Source organism: Streptococcus sp. oral taxon 431 (assembly GCF_023115445.1).
Lineage (GTDB): Bacteria > Bacillota > Bacilli > Lactobacillales > Streptococcaceae > Streptococcus.
On record NZ_JALDUI010000001.1, the window covers coordinates 99765 to 120321 of the forward strand.

Consider the following 20557-nt stretch of genomic DNA (forward strand, 5'->3'; position numbering starts at 1 on the left):
GACAGATGGTAAAGTCTTATAGTAAAAATGCCAATCATAACATGCGACGTCCTGTTGTCAAGCATGAGATTGTCGAGTTCATGCGCCACAGACAAAAGCAGGTGACGGGTTCCCTAAAAGAACTAGAAAACTTTGCTCGCATGGAGAATATCCCTATCATCCCTCACGAAACCGTCGCTTATTTTTGTTTCCTTATGGAAACCATTCAACCAAAAAACATTTTGGAAATCGGGACGGCTATTGGATTTTCAGCACTTTTAATGGCAGAGCATTCACCTAATTCAAAAATTACCACTATTGACCGAAATCCTGAGATGATTGGTTTTGCCAAGGAGAATTTTGCTCGCTTTGATAGTCGCAAGCAGATTACCCTTTTAGAAGGCGATGCTGTCGATGTCCTTTCGACCTTAACGGAGTCCTACGACTTTGTATTTATGGATTCTGCTAAATCCAAGTACATCATCTTTCTACCAGAAATCCTCAAACGTTTGGAAGTTGGAGGAGTGGTAGTCTTGGATGATATATTCCAGGGTGGGGATGTGGCTAAGGATATCATGGAAGTTCGTCGAGGACAAAGAACCATCTATCGTGGCTTGCAACGCCTCTTTGATGCGACTTTGGACAATCCAGGATTAACCGCTACTTTGGTTCCTCTTGGAGACGGAATTCTCATGCTGAGAAAAAATACAGCAGAGATTGAACTACCCGAGATTGATTGATTTTCAGATAAATTTAAGACAATTCAGTAAAATAGATAAGGTAAACCTTTATTTAGTATACAAAAGGAGTAAACATGAAGAAAAAACTAATGGCAGGAGCCATCACATTGTTGTCAGTAGCTACTTTGGCTGCTTGTTCAAACAGTTCTGAAGGAACTGACTTGATTAGCATGAAAGGCGATGTTATTACTGAGCATCAATTCTTTGAAGAAGTCAAAAATAATGCGACTGCTCAACAAGTCTTGCTGAATATGACCATTCAAAAAGTTTTTGAAAAACAATATGGTTCAGAAGTAAGTGATAAAGAAGTAGATGATGCAGTTGCAGAAGAACAAAAGAAATACGGTGATAGCTATCAAACGATTCTCGCCCGTTCAGGTATGACTGCAGAAAGCCGTAAAGCTCAAATTCGTACAAGTAAATTAGTTGAGTATGCTGTTAAGAAAGCTGCTGAAGCTGAATTAACAGATGAAAACTACAAAAAAGCTTTTGAAGAGTATACTCCAGAAGTAACGGCTCAAATTATTAAACTTGACAGTGAAGATAAGGCTAAGGAAGTTCTTGCCAAAGCAAAAGAGTCTGGAGCTGACTTTGCACAACTTGCAAAAGACAATTCTACAGACGAAAAGACAAAAGAAAATGGTGGAGAAATTACTTTTGACTCTGCATCAACAGAATTACCAGATGTAGTTAAGAAAGCAGCTTTTGCTCTTGATGTCAACGGAATTTCAGATGTTATCACCGCTCCAGGAACTCAAGCTTATACAAGTAGTTTCTACATTGTTAAGTTAACGAAGAAGTCAGAAAAATCTTCAAACTTGGATGATTATAAAGAAAAACTTAAAACAATCATTTTGACTCAAAAACAAAATGATGCAACCTTTGTTCAAGGTGTTATTAGTAAAGAATTACAAGATGCCAACATTAAAGTTAAAGATCAGGCCTTCCAAAATATCTTTACACAATACATCAAAGGCGAAACAACTTCTGACAGTAGCAGTAGCGCCTCAAACTAATAAAAAAACTATCTATCTTTCTTTTTTAGAAAGTAGATAGTTTTTTTCTATTGGACTTCTTTCAGAATTAGCAGTAGTGCATCTAGTACACGAGATCTTTGTTCTGTAGGAAGAAGTTTCAATTCGTCAATCAGACGGGATATTTTGGGGTCTTCTTCTTTCAGTTGGATATCAAAGAAAGTGTCTAAATCTACTTCTAATGCTTCCATGACTTTTTCTAGAGTTTGAATCTTTAAGTTTGTTGATAGATTTTCTAATTTGTAAACATAATTTGTTCCTAAGTCAGCCATTTCCTCTAATTGTTCTTGGGTATATCCTCTTTCTATTCTGAGTAAACGGATGCGTTTAGAAATGTAGTCTTGCAAATTACTTTTATTTTTGACCATGTAGTACCTCGCTACTTACATGATACAGTCAAACGACTGCATTTTTTAGACTTTAAATAGTTACATTTTAATAAAATGACTTTAAAAAGTTGTATATTGTGGTATAATGAAGGTATAAAAAAATAAAAAGGGGAAACCTATGAAAAAAGAATTGATTGCTTTGACTGCCATAGCAGCAACGTGCCTTGCAACAACTGTAAGTGCAAATGAGGTAGCTGAACCCAATGTAGATAATGCAGGTGGTGTTCGTACTGCTCAAACTGAGCCAGCGTTTAACATTACTGATGCTAAAACCGAACCAGCTTTGGTAGAGAAAGAAGCGCCTAAGAAAGTGGAAGTGAAAACTCCTACTAAGGAAGACGTTGCTGAACTTGGTGCTACTGCTAAACAAACTCAAGAAGATGCCGATAAGGCTAAAGAGGTTTTGGATCGAGCTAATGAAACTTCTGATAAAGCAGAGAAGAAAGTTGAAAGCTTGAAACAAGCTAAAGACGATGCTCAAAAGATTGCTGACAAAGCAACACCAGAAGCGATTCAAAACGCAGAGAAGAAAGTGGAAACTGCTAAAGCAAAAGTTCCAACTGCTGAACAAGCGGTATCAACTGCGCAAGCTGAAAAAGACGATGCAGACCGTAATGTAGCTATTCAAGGTAAAACTGTTGGTACTAAACAAGCAGAAGTGACTCAAGCACAAACTGGAGTTACTGATGCGAAAGTAGCCGTTAAAAATGCAGAAGATGCTTTGAAGGGTGTTGGTCTTGCTGATGCTAAAGAAAAGCAAGACGCAGCGATTGAAGAAGAAGCTGCAAGCAAACAAGCACAAGAAGATGCACAAGCAGCTCTTGATGAAGCTAAGAAGTTGGATGGTGAACTTGCTGACCAACTCAAGAAAGCAGAAACCACTGTTAAAACTGCTACACAAGATGTAGAGCGTACAGAAAACGAAGCTAAAACTGCCAAAACTAACCGCGATAACGCTCTTGCAACTTATAACCAAGCGGTATCTACTCTTGATGCTCTTCAAGATAGCTCTAAGAAACAAATCATCACTCTTTCACCAGCTTTCATTCAAGCAGTGAAAGATAAAATGGAATTCCTTCGTCAAATTCGTTCAGGTGTCGAAATGACTGAGGAAGAGCGTAACGCTAAGAGCGATGACATTTATGATCGTATCGTTGGTTCACAAGTAGAACACAAGAAACTCAATAAATACGTTCCAACCAAAGCCGACCAAGCAGATGAAACTCGCTATGACATCAACAATCTCCCACAAGAGATTAAAGATGAGTTGAACTACTTTGTGGTTGACCTTATTAACCAAATGCGTCGCCAACTTGGACTCCCAGATGTTGTTCTTTCAAAAACTTCTCTTGAATTCGCTGATAAGGTTGCTAAAGAGTATGTGAAAGCTAACTTCTCTAAAGCAATGAAAGATGACTATCGTTCTAAGGGTGGTGTCGGACACTATGCTATCGGTATCAACAAAGTTGCCAAAGAATATGGTATGCCTACAACAGATGCAGAGGAAGAAAGCAAGGGTCAACAGTATTATGAAAATACTGTAACGACTTATACCTTCCATAACTTTGACGATGCTGATGGGGTTTACCGTAAAACTCTTGGCGAAATGAAAGAGAAGTTGTACGAAGACCTTGTAATGCTCGTTTCAACTAAAGGTGATTATGGACATACAGAGGGTATCCTTCAATTTACTCACGCAAATGAAACTATCTACTTCGGTGGTGTAGCGCAAAGTAAGACTGATGATTTCTATACTACTCACTTCTTAACTGCTATTCGTAATGAAGAAGTAAAGGACACTAAATGGAACAAAACACCTATTGCTAACCCACTTAGTAACGAAGCGATTGAGCGTAAATTGAGTGAAGCTCGTCAAGCTCTTGCTGATGCTATGACTGCTCGCGACAATGCACAAGCCACTTTTGAAGCAACAAGCAAAGCGGTATCAGATGCAGAGACTTCTCTTCAAAACGCTCAAGCTACTTTGTCTGCCTTGAACAATGGGGAAAACCCACTTGCAAACGCACAAAAAGCCTTTAATGAAGCAAAAGACCGTCATGATAAGGCAGTAGTAACTCTTTCTAACGCTAACGCTCTTGTCAATAATTTGACTGCTTCAAAAGCTACAAAAGAGGAAACTCTTAAAGATGCACAAGCAACTCTTAAAGATGCTGAGAAAGCTCTTCAAACTGCACAAGAAGCGCTTAAAGCAGAAGAAGATAAGATGAAAGAGCTTGAAGCTATTGCTTCAAACAAAGCCCAAGCGGTATCCACTGCTAAGAAAGCCCTTCAAGATGCACAAGAAGAAGTTAAACAAGCAGAAAAAGAGCTTGCAGACCTTAACGGTGCGCATACTCGCTTAGCAGAAGTAAAAGCAGAACTTGAAAAAGCAGAAGCAGAGCTTAAAGATGCTTATAAAGCACAAAACGAAGCTAAAGTAGACTATGAAGTTAAGAGTCTTGCAGCAGGTCAAGCTAAGACTACTTATGAAACTGCCAAAGCGAAGTTTGAAGAAGCGGAAGCCAAACGCTTGGTTGCACTTGCAGAAGAAAAACGTAAAGAGCTTGAAAAAGCTGGCTACCAACCAGTCCCAGTTTTGGATGAAAAGGGTAATATTGTTGATTACACAGTAGATCAAGTTACTGTAGGAACTAAAGACGATAAAACCTATCAAGCGCCTGCACAAGCTACAAATGCAAAAGCAGAACCTAAGAAACAGCTTCCAAATACAGGAACGAAAGAGTCAGGACTTTTAGCATTGCTTGGAGCAAGTGTTGGACTACTTGCTTTAGCTGGAAAACGAAAATATAGATAAAATAGAAAGGGCGTTACTGCCCTTTTTATGCTATATTTGAGTAAAATTCGAATGTTTATACTGTAAGAGTTTTTTTCTAGGCTAAAAAATGGTATAATAGCATGTAAAACTAGAAATAATAAGGGAAAATAAAAATATTTTTCCGAAAGATAGGTGACATATGAAAATAAGTAAAAGGCACCTGCTGAATTATTCCATTTTGATTCCTTATTTACTGTTATCCGTTTTAGGATTGATAGTAGTTTATTCGACAACTAGTGCGACCCTTATTCAGGAGGGGAAAAGTGCATTATATCTAGTGCGAAATCAGGGGATTTTTTGGATAGCCAGTTTATTCTTAATAGCCTTAATCTATAAATTAAAATTAGGATTTCTTCGTAATGAGCGGTTGCTCTTTATCGTTATGTTTGTCGAGTTGATACTCCTAGCTCTGGCACGGTTAATAGGTAGTCCCATCAATGGAGCATATGGCTGGATCAAGGTTGGTCCCATCACGATTCAACCAGCAGAGTATCTAAAGATTATTATCATTTGGTACTTGGCTCAGCGTTTTTCAAAACAACAAGATGAGATAGCAGTTTATGACTTCCAAGTTTTAACCCTCAATCAGTGGTTGCCAAGAGCCTTTAATGATTGGCGTTTTGTCCTCTTGGTCATGATTGGTAGTTTGGCAATCTTCCCTGACCTTGGAAATGCAACCATTTTGATTTTAGTATCCTTACTCATGTATACCATTAGTGGGATTGCCTATCGCTGGTTCTCAACTATTCTGGGCTTACTAGCTGGTGTCTCTATGATTTCCTTAACAGCCATTCGCTTTATCGGTGTTGAAAAATTCTCTAAGATTCCTGTCTTTGGTTATGTTGCCAAGCGTTTCAGTGCTTTTTTCAACCCCTTTAATGACCTAGCAGGATCTGGACATCAGTTAGCTAATTCTTATTATGCAATGGTTAATGGTGGCTGGTTTGGTCTTGGTTTAGGAAATTCCATTGAAAAACGAGGTTATCTACCAGAAGCCCATACAGACTTTGTCTTTTCGATTGTGATAGAGGAGTTTGGATTTGTAGGAGCTAGTCTTATTTTGGCTCTTCTATTCTTCTTGATTCTTCGTATTATTTTGGTAGGTATTCGAGCGAGAGATCCTTTCAACTCAATGGTGGCAATCGGTATTGGTGGAATGATTCTGATACAGGTATTCGTTAACATTGGCGGTATATCAGGCTTGATCCCTTCAACAGGGGTAACCTTCCCCTTCCTATCGCAAGGAGGAAATAGTCTCTTGGTGCTATCAGTAGCCATCGCTTTTGTGTTGAATATTGATGCCAGTGAAAAACGTGCCAAACTCTATCGCGAATTAGAAGCGCAACTCTAAGACATAATATAACAAGGAGAAAAAAATGTCTCTTCAAAAGTTAGAAAATTATAGTAACAAAACGGTCGTACAAGAAGAAGTGCAAATCTTGACAGAAATGCTCGAAGATATTACAAGAAACATGCTTGCACCAGAGACCTTTGATAAAATCATGCAGTTAAAAGAACTTTCGACTGCAGCAGACTATCAAGGGCTAGATAAAGTAGTAACAGGGCTTTCAAATGATGAGATGGTCTACATTTCTAGATACTTCTCTATTTTGCCTCTTTTAATTAACATCTCTGAAGATGTTGACTTGGCTTATGAGATTAACCACCTAAATAATGTTGATCAAGACTATTTGGGTAAATTGTCAACAACTATTAAAATGGTGGCTGAAAAAGAAAATGCTGCCGAGATTCTTGAACACTTGAATGTGGTACCAGTTTTGACAGCCCATCCAACTCAGGTTCAACGTAAGAGTATGTTGGATTTGACCACTCATATCCATACCCTTTTACGTAAATATCGTGACGTTAGAATGGGACTCATTAACAAGGAAAAATGGCATAATGATCTTCGTCGCTATATTGAGATTATCATGCAGACAGATATGATTCGTGAGAAGAAACTAAAAGTAACCAACGAAATCACCAATGTGATGGAGTACTACAATAGTTCCTTCCTACAGGCTGTCCCTAACTTGATGCTAGAGTACAAACGTCTAGCAAAAGAGCAAGGAATTGATCTTAAACAAGCCAAACCAATTACTATGGGAATGTGGATCGGCGGAGACCGTGATGGAAATCCATTTGTAACTGCTGAGACACTTCTGCGTTCTGCTACCATTCAAAGTGAAGTGGTTTTGAACTATTATATCAGTAAGATTTCTAGTCTGTATCGTACCTTCTCTCTTTCAACGAATTTATCAAAAACTAGTAAAGCTGTTGAAGAAATGGCTGCTCAGTCTGGTGATACATCAGTCTTTCGTGAGAAAGAACCCTATCGTCGTGCCTTTCATTTGATTCAATCCAAATTGATTCAAACTCTCTTGAATTTAAAAGAATGGTCTGTTGTTGGCTCGTCAGCTGATGAACGTCATCCTGTTGAACGTCTTCTAGGTACTCAAGGACATCAACAAGGAGTGATTACAGACTATATTAGTAATCGACTTTCAGGAGCTATTCAAGAGCTAGCTGAAGATCGTCCACCATTTTACGAAACAGTTGAAGAGTTTAAGCAAGATCTATACATTATTAAGGACTCATTACTTGAAAATAAGGCAGAGGCCTTACTCACAGGTGAATTTGCAGAACTTTTAGAAGCTGTAGAAGTCTTTGGTTTCTTCTTGGCTTCCATCGACATGCGTCAAGATTCAAGCGTCCACGAAGCCTGTGTAGCAGAATTATTGGAATCTGCTGGAATCAATGACCACTATAGTGATTTATCAGAAGATGAAAAATGTGACTTGCTTTTGCATGAATTATTAGAAGATCCTCGAATCTTGTCTGCAACTCATGCTGAGAAGTCTGAACTTCTCGAAAAAGAACTGGCTATTTTCCAAACAGCACGTGAATTAAAAGATCGTTTAGGAGAAGATGTCATTCGTCAAACGATTATCTCACATGCAACAAGTGTGTCAGATATGCTTGAGTTGGCTATTATGCTCAAAGAAGTCGGTCTTGTGGATGCTGAAAAAGCGCGTGTTCAGATTGTACCACTCTTTGAAACAATCGAAGACTTGGATCATTCTGAAGAAACTATGAGAAAGTATTTCTCTCTACCACTTGCTAAGAAATGGATTGCTTCTAAAAACAATTACCAAGAAATCATGCTTGGCTACTCTGATAGTAACAAGGATGGCGGTTATCTATCATCTTGTTGGACACTCTATAAGGCACAACAACAATTGACTGCTATTGGTGACGAATTTGGAGTCAAAGTAACCTTCTTCCATGGTCGTGGTGGTACCGTTGGCCGTGGTGGTGGTCCTACTTATGATGCCATTGCTTCTCAACCGCTCAAGTCAATTAAGGATCGTATTCGATTGACAGAGCAAGGAGAAGTTATCGGCAACAAATACGGAAACAAGGATGCAGCCTACTATAACCTTGAAATGTTGGTTTCAGCAGCTATCAACCGTATGATTACCAAGAAGAAGAGTGATACCAATACGTCAAATCGTTATGAAGCAATCATGGATCAAGTAGTAGAACGTAGCTACGATATTTATCGTGAACTTGTATTTGGAAATGAACATTTCTATGATTATTTCTTTGAATCTAGTCCAATCAAGGCTATTTCAAGTTTCAATATTGGTTCTCGTCCAGCAGCTCGTAAAACAATTACCGAAATCGGTGGTCTACGTGCTATTCCTTGGGTATTCTCATGGTCACAAAGTCGTGTCATGTTCCCAGGTTGGTATGGAGTTGGTTCAAGCTTTAAGGAATTTATCGATCAAGATCCTAAAAATATTGAATTCCTTCGTGAAATGTATCAAAACTGGCCATTCTTCCAATCACTCCTATCCAATGTCGATATGGTCTTGTCAAAATCAAATATGAACATTGCCTTTGAATACGCTAAACTGTGTGAAAGTGAAGAAGTACAAGCAATTTACTATACCATTTTAGATGAATGGCAGTTGACTAAGGACGTTATCTTGGCTATTGAAGGCCATGAGGAGCTCTTGGCAGAAAATACCTATTTGAAAGACAGTCTCAACTACCGCATGCCTTATTTCAATATCCTTAACTATATTCAGTTGGAATTGATTAAGCGTCAACGCCGTGGTGAGTTATCTTCAGATGAAGAAAGATTAATCCATACAACTATCAACGGAATTGCTACAGGATTACGTAATTCAGGTTGATACAAGTTAGATTTTATAAAAAACGTGGGGATTTTTGTTAATATTTAAAATATTTTATGAAAACCCTTGACAAGTTTTAGTAAAATGATATAATTTAAGCATTCAGAAAGTAATCATTGAAATTTTTTAGAGAGTCTGTGGTTGGTGGAAACAGATAGGTGGAAGTGATGAAAATTGGGCTGAATGTTATTAAGAATTTGAAATCATAAGAATTCGGTGAGCACACCTTACAGTGCAACTCGTTTTAGCGAGTAAGAGCGATAGGACTAGTTCCTATAATTGAGGTGGCACCGCGCATCGACGTCCTCACACAAGTTTTTTGTGTGAGGACTTTTTCTATGGGGAGGAAAAAATTATGGAAATCAAACGATGGCGTCGCTTGAATAAGTGATTGAATAAAAAAATAATAAGTTAAGAAGAAATAAGGAGAAAATTATGAAAAACAAACGTCTACTCGGTATTATCGTAGTATTAGCACTTGTAGTTGGTGGAAGCTTGGTATATTCTAGTTTAACGAAACAAGAAACTAAAACTGAGACAGCTAATAAAACAGCTAAGGTTGGTGTTCTTCAGTTTGTAAGCCACCCATCACTCGACTTGATTTACCAAGGTATCCAAGATGGACTTGCTGAAGAAGGCTATAAAGGTGACCAAGTTAAAATCGACTTTATGAACTCAGAAGGTGACCAAAGTAAGGTTGCGACAATGAGTAAGCAGTTGGTGGCAAATGGAAATGATGTCGTTGTCGGTATTGCAACACCAGCAGCTCAAGGTCTTGCAAGTGCAACAAAAGACCTTCCTGTTATCATGGCAGCTATCACAGACCCAATTGGTGCTAACCTTGTACAAAACTTGGAAAAACCAGGTGGAAACATCACAGGGGTATCTGACCATAACCCTGCTCAACAACAGGTTGAATTGATTAAAACATTGACTCCTGATGTCAAGACAGTTGGAGCTCTTTACTCAAGTAGCGAAGATAACTCAAAATCACAAGTCGAAGAGTTTAAAGCTTACGCAGAAAAAGCTGGTTTGAAAGTAGAAACATTCGCAGTTCCATCAACGAACGAAATTGCTTCAACAGTAAACGTGATGACTGGCAAAGTTGATGCAATCTGGGTTCCAATCGATAACACAATCGCATCTGCATTCTCAACTGTTGTTTCAAGCAATCAAACAGCTAAAAAACCAATCTATCCAAGTGCGACTGCCATGGTAGAAGCTGGAGGTTTGGCATCAGTCGTTGTTGACCAACACGATCTTGGTGTTGCTACTGGGAAAATGATTGCCAAAGTCTTGAAGGGTGAAAAACCTGCAGATACACCAGTTAATGTCTTCTCAACTGGTAAATCAGTGATCAACAAAAAAGTTGCTCAAGAACTTGGAATCATTATTCCTGAATCAGTTCTCAAAGAAGCAGGTCAAGTAATCGAATAAGAATGAAGGAGGAGTTGGAGACATCTCCTCCAATTTTTAGAATAAAGGAAACGTATCAAACATGCTAATATCAATTATTTCACAGGGATTGGTCTGGGCTATCCTAGGTTTAGGAATCTTTATGACCTTTCGTATCCTGAACTTTCCAGATATGACAACGGAGGGCTCTTTCCCCTTGGGAGGAGCTGTAGCAGTTACTCTAATTACCCAAGGAGTTAATCCTTTTCTTGCGACTTTAGCGGCTGTAGGAGCAGGGTGTCTTGCTGGTTTAGCAGCGGGGTTATTATATACCAAAGGGAAAATTCCAACTCTTTTATCAGGAATTTTAGTCATGACTTCTTGTCATTCTATCATGCTCATGATTATGGGACGGGCTAACCTTGGACTCTTAAATACCAAGCAAATCCAAGATGTTCTTCCATTCTCATCAGAGGTTAATCAATTACTAACAGGTTTAATCTTTGTGACTTTGGTTATCCTTCTCATGCTTTTCTTCCTAGATACCAAACTTGGACAGGCCTATATCGCTACAGGGGATAATCCAGACATGGCTCGTAGTTTTGGTATCAATACAGGACGTATGGAGTTGATGGGTCTGGTTTTATCAAATGGTGTCATTGCCCTTGCTGGCGCACTTATCGCTCAACAAGAAGGTTATGCGGATGTCTCTCGTGGTATCGGTGTTATCGTTGTTGGTCTTGCCAGCTTGATTATCGGTGAGGTTCTCTTTAAGAGTCTTACCTTAGCAGAACGCTTGGTTACTATTGTAGTTGGTTCCATCAGCTATCAATTCTTGGTATGGGGAGTCATTGCTCTCGGCTTTAACACTAGCTACCTCCGTTTGTACAGTGCCCTTATCCTAGCAACTTGCTTGGTAATTCCAACCCTTAAGGATAAATACTTGAAAGGAGTCAAGTTAAGCAAATGACAGCAATTGTAGAATTAAGAAATGCCACAAAAATTGTGACAAATGGCTTTGACGAAGAAAAGATTATTCTAAACGATGTTTCACTTGATATTTATGAACATGACTTTATTACAATCTTGGGTGGAAATGGTGCAGGGAAATCAACCCTCTTTAATAGCATTGCAGGGACTCTGCCATTGACTAGTGGTAGTATCCGCATCATGGGTGAGGATGTGACTCATTTCAGCCCTGAAAAGCGTGCTAAGTACCTCTCTCGTGTCTTCCAAGATCCTAAGATGGGGACAGCTCCACGTATGACCGTTGCAGAAAATCTCTTGATTGCTAAGTTCCGTGGGGAAAAACGTGGTCTTTTTCCAAGAAGACTCTCAGCTTACAAGGAAGAATTTCAAGCAACTATTGAGAAGGTTGGAAATGGGCTAGAGAAACACTTGGATACACCGATTGAATTCTTGTCAGGTGGACAAAGACAGGCCTTGAGTTTATTGATGGCGACCTTGAAACGTCCAGAGCTCCTTTTATTGGATGAACACACAGCTGCTCTTGATCCTAAGACAAGTGTGGCCTTGATGGAATTGACAGATGACTTTGTCAGTAAGGACCATCTGACTGCTTTGATGATTACCCACCATATGGAAGATGCTCTCAAGTATGGAAATCGCCTCATTGTCATGAAAGAAGGGCGAATCATCCAAGATTTGAATAAGGATGAAAAAGCCAAGATGAAAATTTCCGATTACTATCAACTGTTTGAGTAATTGATTTTAAATAATTGAGATAAAAAACTTAGAAGTAGGCTTTTGCTTCTAAGTTTTTTGTATTAAAGGGAGATTATCTAAAAATGGTCTTGATTCCACCGTCTAAGATTTTATAGTATAATGATTATAAGGAAAATGTTACTAAAGATAAAAAACTTATAAAAAAGAGTTTTGCGTCTAAATTTTATCTTGTCTCTAAAATAAGGTATCTAAAATGTATTTTTACTTTGTAAATTATATAAGTTCTAGATAAGGAAAAAGTCAATGAAAAAAATTTTAAAAATTGTACTCATAACTGTAGTAGTTTTTCTAACTTTGTTTGGTCTATATCGTGTCTATCAAAAGAATTATTATAAGAGAGTGTATGAATCTTTAAGTGATGTCTTTTTAGAAATGAACTATGCAGAGATAAATAGTGGTGTTTTACCTGGACTTGCTGATTTTAGTAAAGCTGTTGACGGAAGTCAGTCGTTTAGAGATCCAGATTGGATAATTCCCATAGGACTTGATGCAGGCTTGTCTGAAAATGAAAGTTTAAAAGTGATTGTAGGTTTTGAAGAAACTTTTATTATTGAATACCAGCAACTATTATTTGATGGGAGATATCTTTATATAAAATATGACTACAATGATAAGAAACTCAGCCAATCAGTCGAAATCTCAGATTCTAAATGGTCGGTAGCATATGACTTAGCTAGTTACAATATACTACACAAGGATGGGGGAAAACTAGATTTAGAGGCATATAAAGAATTATCACGTCAGTCAAAAACAGGGGACTCGATACCCAATTTTTACCTAACAAATCCCAACGAAGAACTAGAGTATTTAAAGCCTTATGGGATTGATGAAGCTTGGATTAAAGAAAAATCCCACTTCATGCTTTATGATGTTGTTCTGGCACGTTGGTTCAAAAATGGCAGTCAACGTTATTCAGTTGATAATCTTGGGGATGTAGAGATTGTGCCACTCAGTTTTTCTGAATAGGATGATACCCAAGCAATGGAGCTGTTAAAAGAGAAGAATAATGTTGCTTATCAGTTTATCCAAGATTTAAGTAAGGAAAAAAGTCAATGAAAAAATTTTTAAAAATCGTACTCATAACTGTAGTAGGTTTTCTAACTTTGTTTAGTCTAGATCGTGTCTATCAAAAGAATTATTATAAGAGAGTGTATGAATCTTTAAGTAATGTCTTTTTAGAAATGAACTATGCAGAAACCCATAGTGGTATTTTACCTGGACTTGCTGATTTTAGTAAAGCCGTTGACGGAGGCCAATCATATCGCGATAAGGATATTATAGTTGGTCTGAGTCCTGAAGCAGGCTTATCTGAGAGTGAAACTATATTAGTGTATGTAGGTATTGAAAAAACATTTCTAATTGAGTATAGGCGGGCGTTACCTGATGGTAGATACCTTTTTATTGATTATGATTATAGAGATAAGATGCTCAAACAAACTATTGAAATTTCGGAATCTGATCAATCATTAGCTTACGGGTTAATTGGTTATAATATAGAAGTGAAGAGGGGAAAAGAATCTGATTTAGAGCTACATTTAAAAAGTTCCTATAGTTTTAGCTCGACTAAAGGTTTACCAAGTTTTCAGCTAACAGATCCCAACGAAGTACTAGAGTATTTAAAACCTCATGGGATTGATGAAGCTTGGATTAAAGAAAAATCCCACTTCATACTCTATGATGTTGTTCTAGAACGCTGGTTTAAAAATGGTAGTCAACGTTACTCCGTTGATAATCTTGGAGATGTAGAGATTGTGCCATTGAATGTTTCCAAATAGATTGTCCTACTTATGTAAAAAGTACTTTCTATCAAGTGTAAAATGTATGACTTGGAAAAAGATGTTTATATCTATATTTTAGGATGATGATCGAAATTTTGTGTTTAAATACGGTAAATGGTTATCTTCCATGTTCTACGGAAAAAATATCGAAGGATATTCCTAATTCAGTTTATTGGAGCTAATTATAGATTGGATAAGTAATGTAACTTGATTGAAGGGAGAATATGGTTTTGTGTTTAAGGAGTTCTTTTAAGTTTTATGATAGAAGATGATAAAAATGTAGTAGTAGGAGTTATAAGAATTTTTCAAATCTTTTTATAAAAAACTGATTTGCAAGATTATATTGATTAACAAGAAAGAGATCGCAAAATGAATAAAAAAATGTTTTATACCTTATCTATAGGGGCATTTGTAATCATGCTACTACCGCTCACTTTCATTTTTTTAAAGCCGCGCTATAGTAATGTTTTTGAAGAAATTTATCATGACGAGTACCGTCATGCCACAACTTCTTTTTTACGTACGAATTCTACTTTAAATAGAATACCTGATATGGAAGTAAATAAAACAGGAGGTCTACTTTACGGTTCAACTATAGAAAAGTATCGTTCAGAAGTTTTACCTACAGGGGTTGAGAGTATTTCGTACAGTTTTTATTATCCAGATGGTAAACTAGATAGTGGAGAAATGTCTATAAATTTCCGATTCATGCATAGTAGTGGAGTGATTATAGATATATATTATAAGTATAATCACAAATCTGATGAATTGGTTCAGTCTCTAAGCATTATTGATGAAAAAAGGTTGACAGAACCTAATCAAATTATGGAGTATGCACAAGATAAAAAAATGGATCTTTCACCATACTTTACTAAAAGTGAAGAATTGTTACGAAATAAGATTATTCCAGGCTGGCTTTCCGTCTATCCTAGTCAATTTTCAGCTGAAAATTGGGGGAATGTAAAGATGATTACCGAATACATACTGGATTAAAGAAAAATCCTAAAACTGTTTACGGATGAGGTGAATCATATGAAGAAACAAAAAGAAGGCGTGATAAATAATATTATTTATGTGAATACAAGTTACCAGGATTCAAAGTGTCGAATTTATCCGACAATAACAAATTTATTTGGTATTTTGAGAGAAAATATCCAAACAGAAGAAACTACAGAAAGCATTCTGATTACCCCTTTCTATATCAACGAAAAATTGGATTTTCAGGAAGAATTAGATATTGGAGTTTTCTATCTCAAGTGTGCGGACACTGTAACTGTAGAAGATAAACAGAACTTTTTAAGAAAACAAATGTATTGGTTACATCCAGATTCTGATTATAAAATCCTTGAAAATTACATATCAATGGAAGATGTAGAACATACTAATTTTTTAGTAGAAAAGAAAGATATTACTGGTTTTCAAGATAGTATTAATAGATACATGGATTATCTGATGATTCGAGGGATTCCTCAAATGATGGAATGGCTTTACGATATGACTAAACTAGATGCAGCATCCCTCCCATATGGGTATTTTTGTTTTGAGATTGTATCAAGTTGAGTTTCTTTGAAAAATTTAAATGAGGAATAAATTGAAAAAATCAGATTTTGTTATTTTAACCATCTTACTGTTTACTGTATCCATCCTAACTCTTGTGATTTGTAATATAAAATGGGAAATCATCACTCTAGGTGCAAATAAAGAGACAAAGGTGCATGTAAACGGACACTCCGAGAGTTTGGACTCCATAATCCATGTAGAGGTAATTCCAGTTACTACAGATGGGAAGATAAAGCTTGTGCGAGGTGATGATTGGTTTGATCCTGAAAAAGGAATTGGATATAATGTTAAGGATTCTCGGATTGAAACCTATCATTACAATGAAAAAACACAAAGCTGGGATGTAACGATGTTAGAGAATCCTCATAATGGCATTGGTGTCGATTGTGAAGGTATTATCATGGATCCACCTCAAAAGACACTTTTTTCATTTGCTTCAAAAAAGGGATTTGAAATCAAAATAAAGAATATATCTGACCAGACAGTTGAGTTTAAAGTAAAAGTGACATATGATTAAGATTTGGGAAGTTGATAGTTTAGCAAGCAATAGATTCAAATACTAGATTGATTAGAATCAAACCAGTCAAATCCTGCTAATTTTCAAATTGAAGTATCAAAATCAAATAGAAGTCATAAATATGAATAGGAGAAAGAAATGATATTACTAGACATATTTGATGCAGCTCAAGAAGGAACGTTTGAAGAGTTTCATTCGCTCTACAAGGGCGATGTGAATCAAATCACACATGAGAAATTGAATCTGTTAAAGATGGTTTTAACTAGCAATACTTTGCTAGATGAAAAACTAAAGATTATTCAGTTTCTTATTGATGAAAAAATTGATGTTAATTGTTTAGACTCATATAATAGAAATGCCTTACATAATTTGTTTCAATTTAAAGCGAATTGGAGAGTAGATGTTGAGTATGCAACTAAGGTCATGTCAATGTTGTTGAAAGCAGGGATAAATGTTAACCAAGTTGATAAATATGGGGCAATTCCATTGATTGCTGCGATTACAGTCTTGAAATTAACAACCAAGGAAGCCTTGCCTTTATATGAGATGTTGATTGCTAGTGGTTCTGATATTCACCATAAAGATTTTCAAGGGAAGTCAGCTATAGATTATGCGAGAGAATTCAGTTGGAGACAAGATTTATTATCTGAAAATGGAGGGTTACTTGCTGATGAATAATAGTGATTTTGGTGGATTTATGGTTTCAAATAATGTAATAAATGGCTATCCTATTCAGTACACTTATAGAGAGAAATCTTCAATTTCTCAGTTAAATGGATGGACAATATTATCTTCTATTGATGATGAAGAATATATTTCTAATCCTGCTAACTTTACGATTCTAGGTGCGACAAGTATACTGCAAATTGCTCCGGTTCTACTAGAAATTTTTCCTGCAAAATATGGAACAGATTTGTTTTGGCTATACAAGGACAATGTACATATAGGATTTTATGATTTAAAGTCAGAAAGAGAAGTTACCATTACAGAGATTTTGCAATAATCTTTTCTGAATGACTATGGTATATTTTAAAAAAACAAATGAATGATTAAGCCAAGTAACTTTAAAAAAATCTAGAAATTCAGATAAAGCACTGTTTTATAAAAAAGCAGGAGATAAAACATGGCATACACACAAGAATATTTCCAAGAATGGATTTTCCTCATTGGATTTAAGATGGACTATTTTACTAGGGAGTTTGCTGAGGAATAAGGCCTTCATTTAGACTATAGCATCTAGTCTTTGGATGATTTGGAGTCTTAGATATTGGCTCACAAGGGAGGATATTAAAGTGACGATAGAAACAGAGTTGAAAAAAATAAGTAAAAGTTTATCTTTAATAAATGACAGTCAAACCTCTAACAAGATATCTTCTACTAATTTAGAAAATATAAATGATATTTTAAATGATTATTTACCCCTTCATTTGAAATGGATAGAGAAGGGAAATTCTTGGATTGTTGAGTCATTAAGTGAGAATCGCCAATTAGATAGACAAGCCTTTTCTCAGTTACTTGTAGGAGTTAGAAATCTGTATCTTGATTTAGAGGAACTTCAAGATTTACTGATTGAAGTATCAAATGAAATAGATGAAAATTAGAGGTTTAAAACGTAAAATGGAATAATGGGGGTATATATGACATCAGAGCTAGAAACTAAAAATGAAGAATGGGTAGAAGTCTTTAAAGGTTTGATTCCTGTAGATAACTATAGATTAAAGGTCTTGTTGACAAATTTGTCAGATGCTCAAGAAATTAGGCTGATTGGAGAGCAGAACCGTTTTAAATTATCATGTATTTATTATGATGAAGCACGAGTCTTTAGCAGGAAATTGTATTTATCTGCAATTCTGGATAAAGAGATGTTTAAAAAATTTGAAAAAAATAATTTCCAAAATGTCATTTACGAAGTCAAGAATAGTCAATTAGTGAAGAAACTGGAATACACATCATATTATGACCCAGGAACTTTGCATTCACGGCATTATATCATCATAACTCAAGATAGTGTACTGGATATTCTTGTTTCTGCAAATTTGAAATTAAGTATCAGTCAATACTAAAAAATTTGCTAATCAAACATGTATACCACTGTAGTATAATTATCAGACAATAGAACTTGGAGAAATGATATGGAAAAATGGACGGAAATTAAACCGGGATTCATCCTTTTTGGTGACTATGGCATCGAGATAAATATAGATGGGGATACTCTAATTGCCTACTTGAAAGATTCAGAAAAATTTAAATTTACCTTTACAAAAGTTTGGGCTTTCCGTTCAGTCTACGAAAGTTTAGAATTAATAGATAGTTACTGGGAGCAAGGATTAGCAAAGAACAGACCACTTTATCTGACCAACTATATCTATGAAGTCGAGAATGCAGAATTTGGGGACTTGGTCGCTTCTGCAAATATAGTTAATAAAAAGCTCCATCACTACAAATTAATGTCGACGCATTTTTTAGTGGATATTGTATCTGAAAACGATGTAAAAGTGGAGAAAGTGACTAGCTAGTTTTATGAAATAGTCTCATGTAAAGTGTATGAAATGGTTTACTTTTTTTCAGAAATAAGCTATACTAGTTAGAGTAAACTGTGATAAAATGGAGGTATTGTCTATGGTTGACAAGAGACTCATCGAAGAGATCAAAAACAATACCAATATTGTCGAAATCATAGGAGAAGTGATTTCTTTACAAAAATCTGGACGGAACTTTTTAGGGCTCTGTCCTTTTCATGGTGAAAAGACCCCTTCCTTTAACGTGGTCGAAGATAAGCAGTTTTACCACTGTTTTGGTTGTGGTCGTTCTGGAGATGTTTTTAAGTTTATCGAGGAGTATCAGCAAGTAACTTTTGCGGATGCGGTGAGGATATTAGCTGAGAGACTTGGGATTCAGATGGCAGCGCCTGTTCAAGGTTCTGTACAGCCTAGGTCGCCCCATCAAAATCTCTACGATATGCATGAGAAAGCCGCTCGTTTTTATCATGCCATTCTCATGACGACTAAGATGGGTGAAGAGGCGAGAAACTATCTCTATAAACGTGGCTTAACAGATGATGTTCTCAAGCATTTTATGATTGGTTTGGCTCCAGCAGAACGCTCTTATCTCTATCAGCGTTTAGCAGATGATTATAGTGAGAAGGACTTGCTGGATTCAGGTTTGTTTTATCTATCTGAGAGTAACCAATTCTTTGATACCTTTCATAATCGCATTATGTTTCCTCTTTCAAATGATCAAGGAAAGGTGATTGCCTTTTCTGGTCGTGTATGGCAAGAGACTGATTCTCAAACTGGAAAGTATAAAAATAGTCGAGCGACGGCAATTTTTAACAAAAGTTACGAATTATATCATTTGGAGAGGGTAAAAAAAGGATCGGGCAAGGCTCCTGAAATCTACCTGATGGAAGGGTTTATGGATGTCATTGCGGCTTATCGTGCTGGTATTGAAAATGCAGTTGCTTCTATGGGTACCGCACTGACGAGTGAACATGTGGAGCATCTGAAACGCTTTACCAAAAAAGTGATCGTCACCTATGACGGAGATAAGGCTGGGCAAGCTGCCACAGCTAAAGCCTTGGACGAGCTTAAAGATATACCTGTCCAAGTAGTCCAGATTCCTGACGCAATGGATCCGGATGAATATTTGCAGAAAAACTCTCCTCAAGACTTGGCTTATCTCTTAACCAATACACGCATCAGTCCTGTTGAGTTTTACATCCATCATTTCAGACCGGAAAACAGTGAAAATCTACAAGCTCAAATTGAATTTATAGAGAAAATTGCTCCCTTAATCGCCAAGGAACCCTCTATCACAGCTCAGAATTCCTACATTCACATTTTGACGGATCACTTGCCATCTTTTGACTATCAGCAAGTCGAACATATTGTCAATGAAAGTCGAGTCAGACAGAGAAAGGAGAAGGTTAAGGAATCCTATAGTCCGAGTCCTATCACCATGTCTGTTACCAAGCAACTGACAGCAGTGATGAGAGCAGAGGCCCATATCCTCTACCGAATGATGGAACATCCCTTGGTGCTCAATGACTACCGCTTAAGAGATGACTTTATCTTTGAAACACCAGAGTTTCAGACCTTGTATGGACTCCTGATTGATAATGGAAGTATCTCGTCTGAGGATTTGGCTCATCAGACCAGAGAAGTGGAGAGTGCTTGGTATCAAGTCCTAGCCTTAGATTTGCCACCTGAGATGTCCCCTCACGAGTTAGCCGAAGTGGAAGAATCTCGAAAAAGAGCTCTTTTGAATCAGGAAAATCTGCAAATTAAAAAGAAAGTTCAGGAAGCTAGCCATGTCGGTGATACAGACACCGCATTAGAAGAGCTAGAACGCTTAATTGCCCAAAAAAGAAGAATGGAGTAAG

The 20557-nt window shown here is 36.8% G+C and carries 20 protein-coding genes; 19 read left to right on the forward strand and 1 reads right to left on the reverse strand.

Translation table 11 applies throughout. From position 1 onward, the window contains the following. Positions 1-5 precede the first annotated feature (5 nt). Together M1R56_RS00500 and prsA are read left to right on the forward strand one after the other, a co-directional pair. Positions 6-719, forward strand: coding sequence for an O-methyltransferase (locus M1R56_RS00500; RefSeq protein WP_248034190.1), 714 nt, complete (start codon positions 6-8; stop codon positions 717-719). A 74-nt stretch (positions 720-793) separates the two neighbouring features. Continuing rightward, the gene (gene prsA, locus M1R56_RS00505) at positions 794-1735 is read left to right on the forward strand and encodes a peptidylprolyl isomerase PrsA (RefSeq protein ID WP_000728085.1); all 942 of its coding nucleotides are present in this window, start codon (positions 794-796) and stop codon (positions 1733-1735) included. Between the two features lie 47 nt (positions 1736-1782). Here the strand turns inward: prsA and M1R56_RS00510 are convergent, their stop codons facing one another. Further along, positions 1783-2121, reverse strand: coding sequence for a helix-turn-helix transcriptional regulator (locus M1R56_RS00510; protein WP_153224722.1), 339 nt, complete (start codon positions 2119-2121; stop codon positions 1783-1785). A 139-nt stretch (positions 2122-2260) separates the two neighbouring features. On the opposite strand from M1R56_RS00510, the gene M1R56_RS00515 reads away from it, so the two are divergent. The 17 genes from M1R56_RS00515 to dnaG all read left to right on the forward strand — a co-directional run bounded on the left by M1R56_RS00515 (position 2261) and on the right by dnaG (position 20556). After that, positions 2261-4957, forward strand: a complete 2697-nt coding sequence (locus M1R56_RS00515; RefSeq protein WP_248034191.1) for an SEC10/PgrA surface exclusion domain-containing protein — start codon at positions 2261-2263, stop codon at positions 4955-4957. A 160-nt stretch (positions 4958-5117) separates the two neighbouring features. Further along, complete coding sequence (locus M1R56_RS00520; RefSeq protein WP_075231639.1) at positions 5118-6329, forward strand: FtsW/RodA/SpoVE family cell cycle protein; 1212 nt, start codon at positions 5118-5120, stop codon at positions 6327-6329. Between the two features lie 25 nt (positions 6330-6354). After that, positions 6355-9180, forward strand: coding sequence for a phosphoenolpyruvate carboxylase (gene ppc, locus M1R56_RS00525; protein ID WP_248034192.1), 2826 nt, complete (start codon positions 6355-6357; stop codon positions 9178-9180). Between the two features lie 435 nt (positions 9181-9615). Then, positions 9616-10617, forward strand: a complete 1002-nt coding sequence (gene trpX / locus M1R56_RS00530) for a tryptophan ABC transporter substrate-binding protein (protein ID WP_248034193.1) — start codon at positions 9616-9618, stop codon at positions 10615-10617. A 61-nt stretch (positions 10618-10678) separates the two neighbouring features. Beyond that, the gene (locus tag M1R56_RS00535; protein WP_223140889.1) at positions 10679-11545 is read left to right on the forward strand and encodes an ABC transporter permease; all 867 of its coding nucleotides are present in this window, start codon (positions 10679-10681) and stop codon (positions 11543-11545) included. Beyond that, positions 11542-12300 (forward strand): ABC transporter ATP-binding protein, encoded by a 759-nt coding sequence (locus M1R56_RS00540; protein WP_049530442.1) that lies wholly within the window; start codon positions 11542-11544, stop codon positions 12298-12300. Before M1R56_RS00535 ends, M1R56_RS00540 begins: the two co-directional genes overlap by 4 nt. Positions 12301-12564: 264 nt before the next feature. Beyond that, a complete protein-coding gene (locus M1R56_RS00545; protein ID WP_248034194.1) occupies positions 12565-13287 on the forward strand; it encodes a TipC family immunity protein in 723 nt (240 codons plus the stop codon). An 86-nt stretch (positions 13288-13373) separates the two neighbouring features. After that, on the forward strand, positions 13374-14096 hold the full coding sequence (locus tag M1R56_RS00550) for a TipC family immunity protein (RefSeq protein WP_248034195.1): 723 nt from the start codon (positions 13374-13376) through the stop codon (positions 14094-14096). Between the two features lie 372 nt (positions 14097-14468). Further along, complete coding sequence (locus M1R56_RS00555; protein WP_248034196.1) at positions 14469-15092, forward strand: TipC family immunity protein; 624 nt, start codon at positions 14469-14471, stop codon at positions 15090-15092. Between the two features lie 39 nt (positions 15093-15131). Further along, a complete protein-coding gene (locus tag M1R56_RS00560; protein ID WP_248034197.1) occupies positions 15132-15659 on the forward strand; it encodes a hypothetical protein in 528 nt (175 codons plus the stop codon). A gap of 31 nt (positions 15660-15690) precedes the next feature. Next, positions 15691-16176 (forward strand): hypothetical protein, encoded by a 486-nt coding sequence (locus M1R56_RS00565; protein ID WP_248034198.1) that lies wholly within the window; start codon positions 15691-15693, stop codon positions 16174-16176. 138 nt (positions 16177-16314) lie between these two features. Continuing rightward, positions 16315-16854 carry an ankyrin repeat domain-containing protein gene (locus tag M1R56_RS00570; protein ID WP_248034199.1) on the forward strand — a complete coding sequence of 180 codons (540 nt, stop codon included), beginning with the start codon at positions 16315-16317 and terminating at the stop codon, positions 16852-16854. Next, positions 16847-17179, forward strand: a complete 333-nt coding sequence (locus tag M1R56_RS00575) for a DUF2185 domain-containing protein (RefSeq protein ID WP_248034200.1) — start codon at positions 16847-16849, stop codon at positions 17177-17179. The genes M1R56_RS00570 and M1R56_RS00575 overlap by 8 nt, the downstream gene beginning before the upstream one ends. Positions 17180-17468: 289 nt before the next feature. Beyond that, the gene (locus M1R56_RS00580) at positions 17469-17777 is read left to right on the forward strand and encodes a hypothetical protein (RefSeq protein ID WP_248034201.1); all 309 of its coding nucleotides are present in this window, start codon (positions 17469-17471) and stop codon (positions 17775-17777) included. Positions 17778-17813: 36 nt separating this feature from the next. After that, a complete protein-coding gene (locus M1R56_RS00585; RefSeq protein WP_075231628.1) occupies positions 17814-18239 on the forward strand; it encodes a hypothetical protein in 426 nt (141 codons plus the stop codon). A gap of 69 nt (positions 18240-18308) precedes the next feature. Continuing rightward, positions 18309-18692 carry a hypothetical protein gene (locus M1R56_RS00590; RefSeq protein ID WP_248034202.1) on the forward strand — a complete coding sequence of 128 codons (384 nt, stop codon included), beginning with the start codon at positions 18309-18311 and terminating at the stop codon, positions 18690-18692. 103 nt (positions 18693-18795) lie between these two features. After that, positions 18796-20556 carry a DNA primase gene (gene dnaG / locus M1R56_RS00595; RefSeq protein ID WP_248034203.1) on the forward strand — a complete coding sequence of 587 codons (1761 nt, stop codon included), beginning with the start codon at positions 18796-18798 and terminating at the stop codon, positions 20554-20556. Position 20557: the final 1 nt, after the last annotated feature.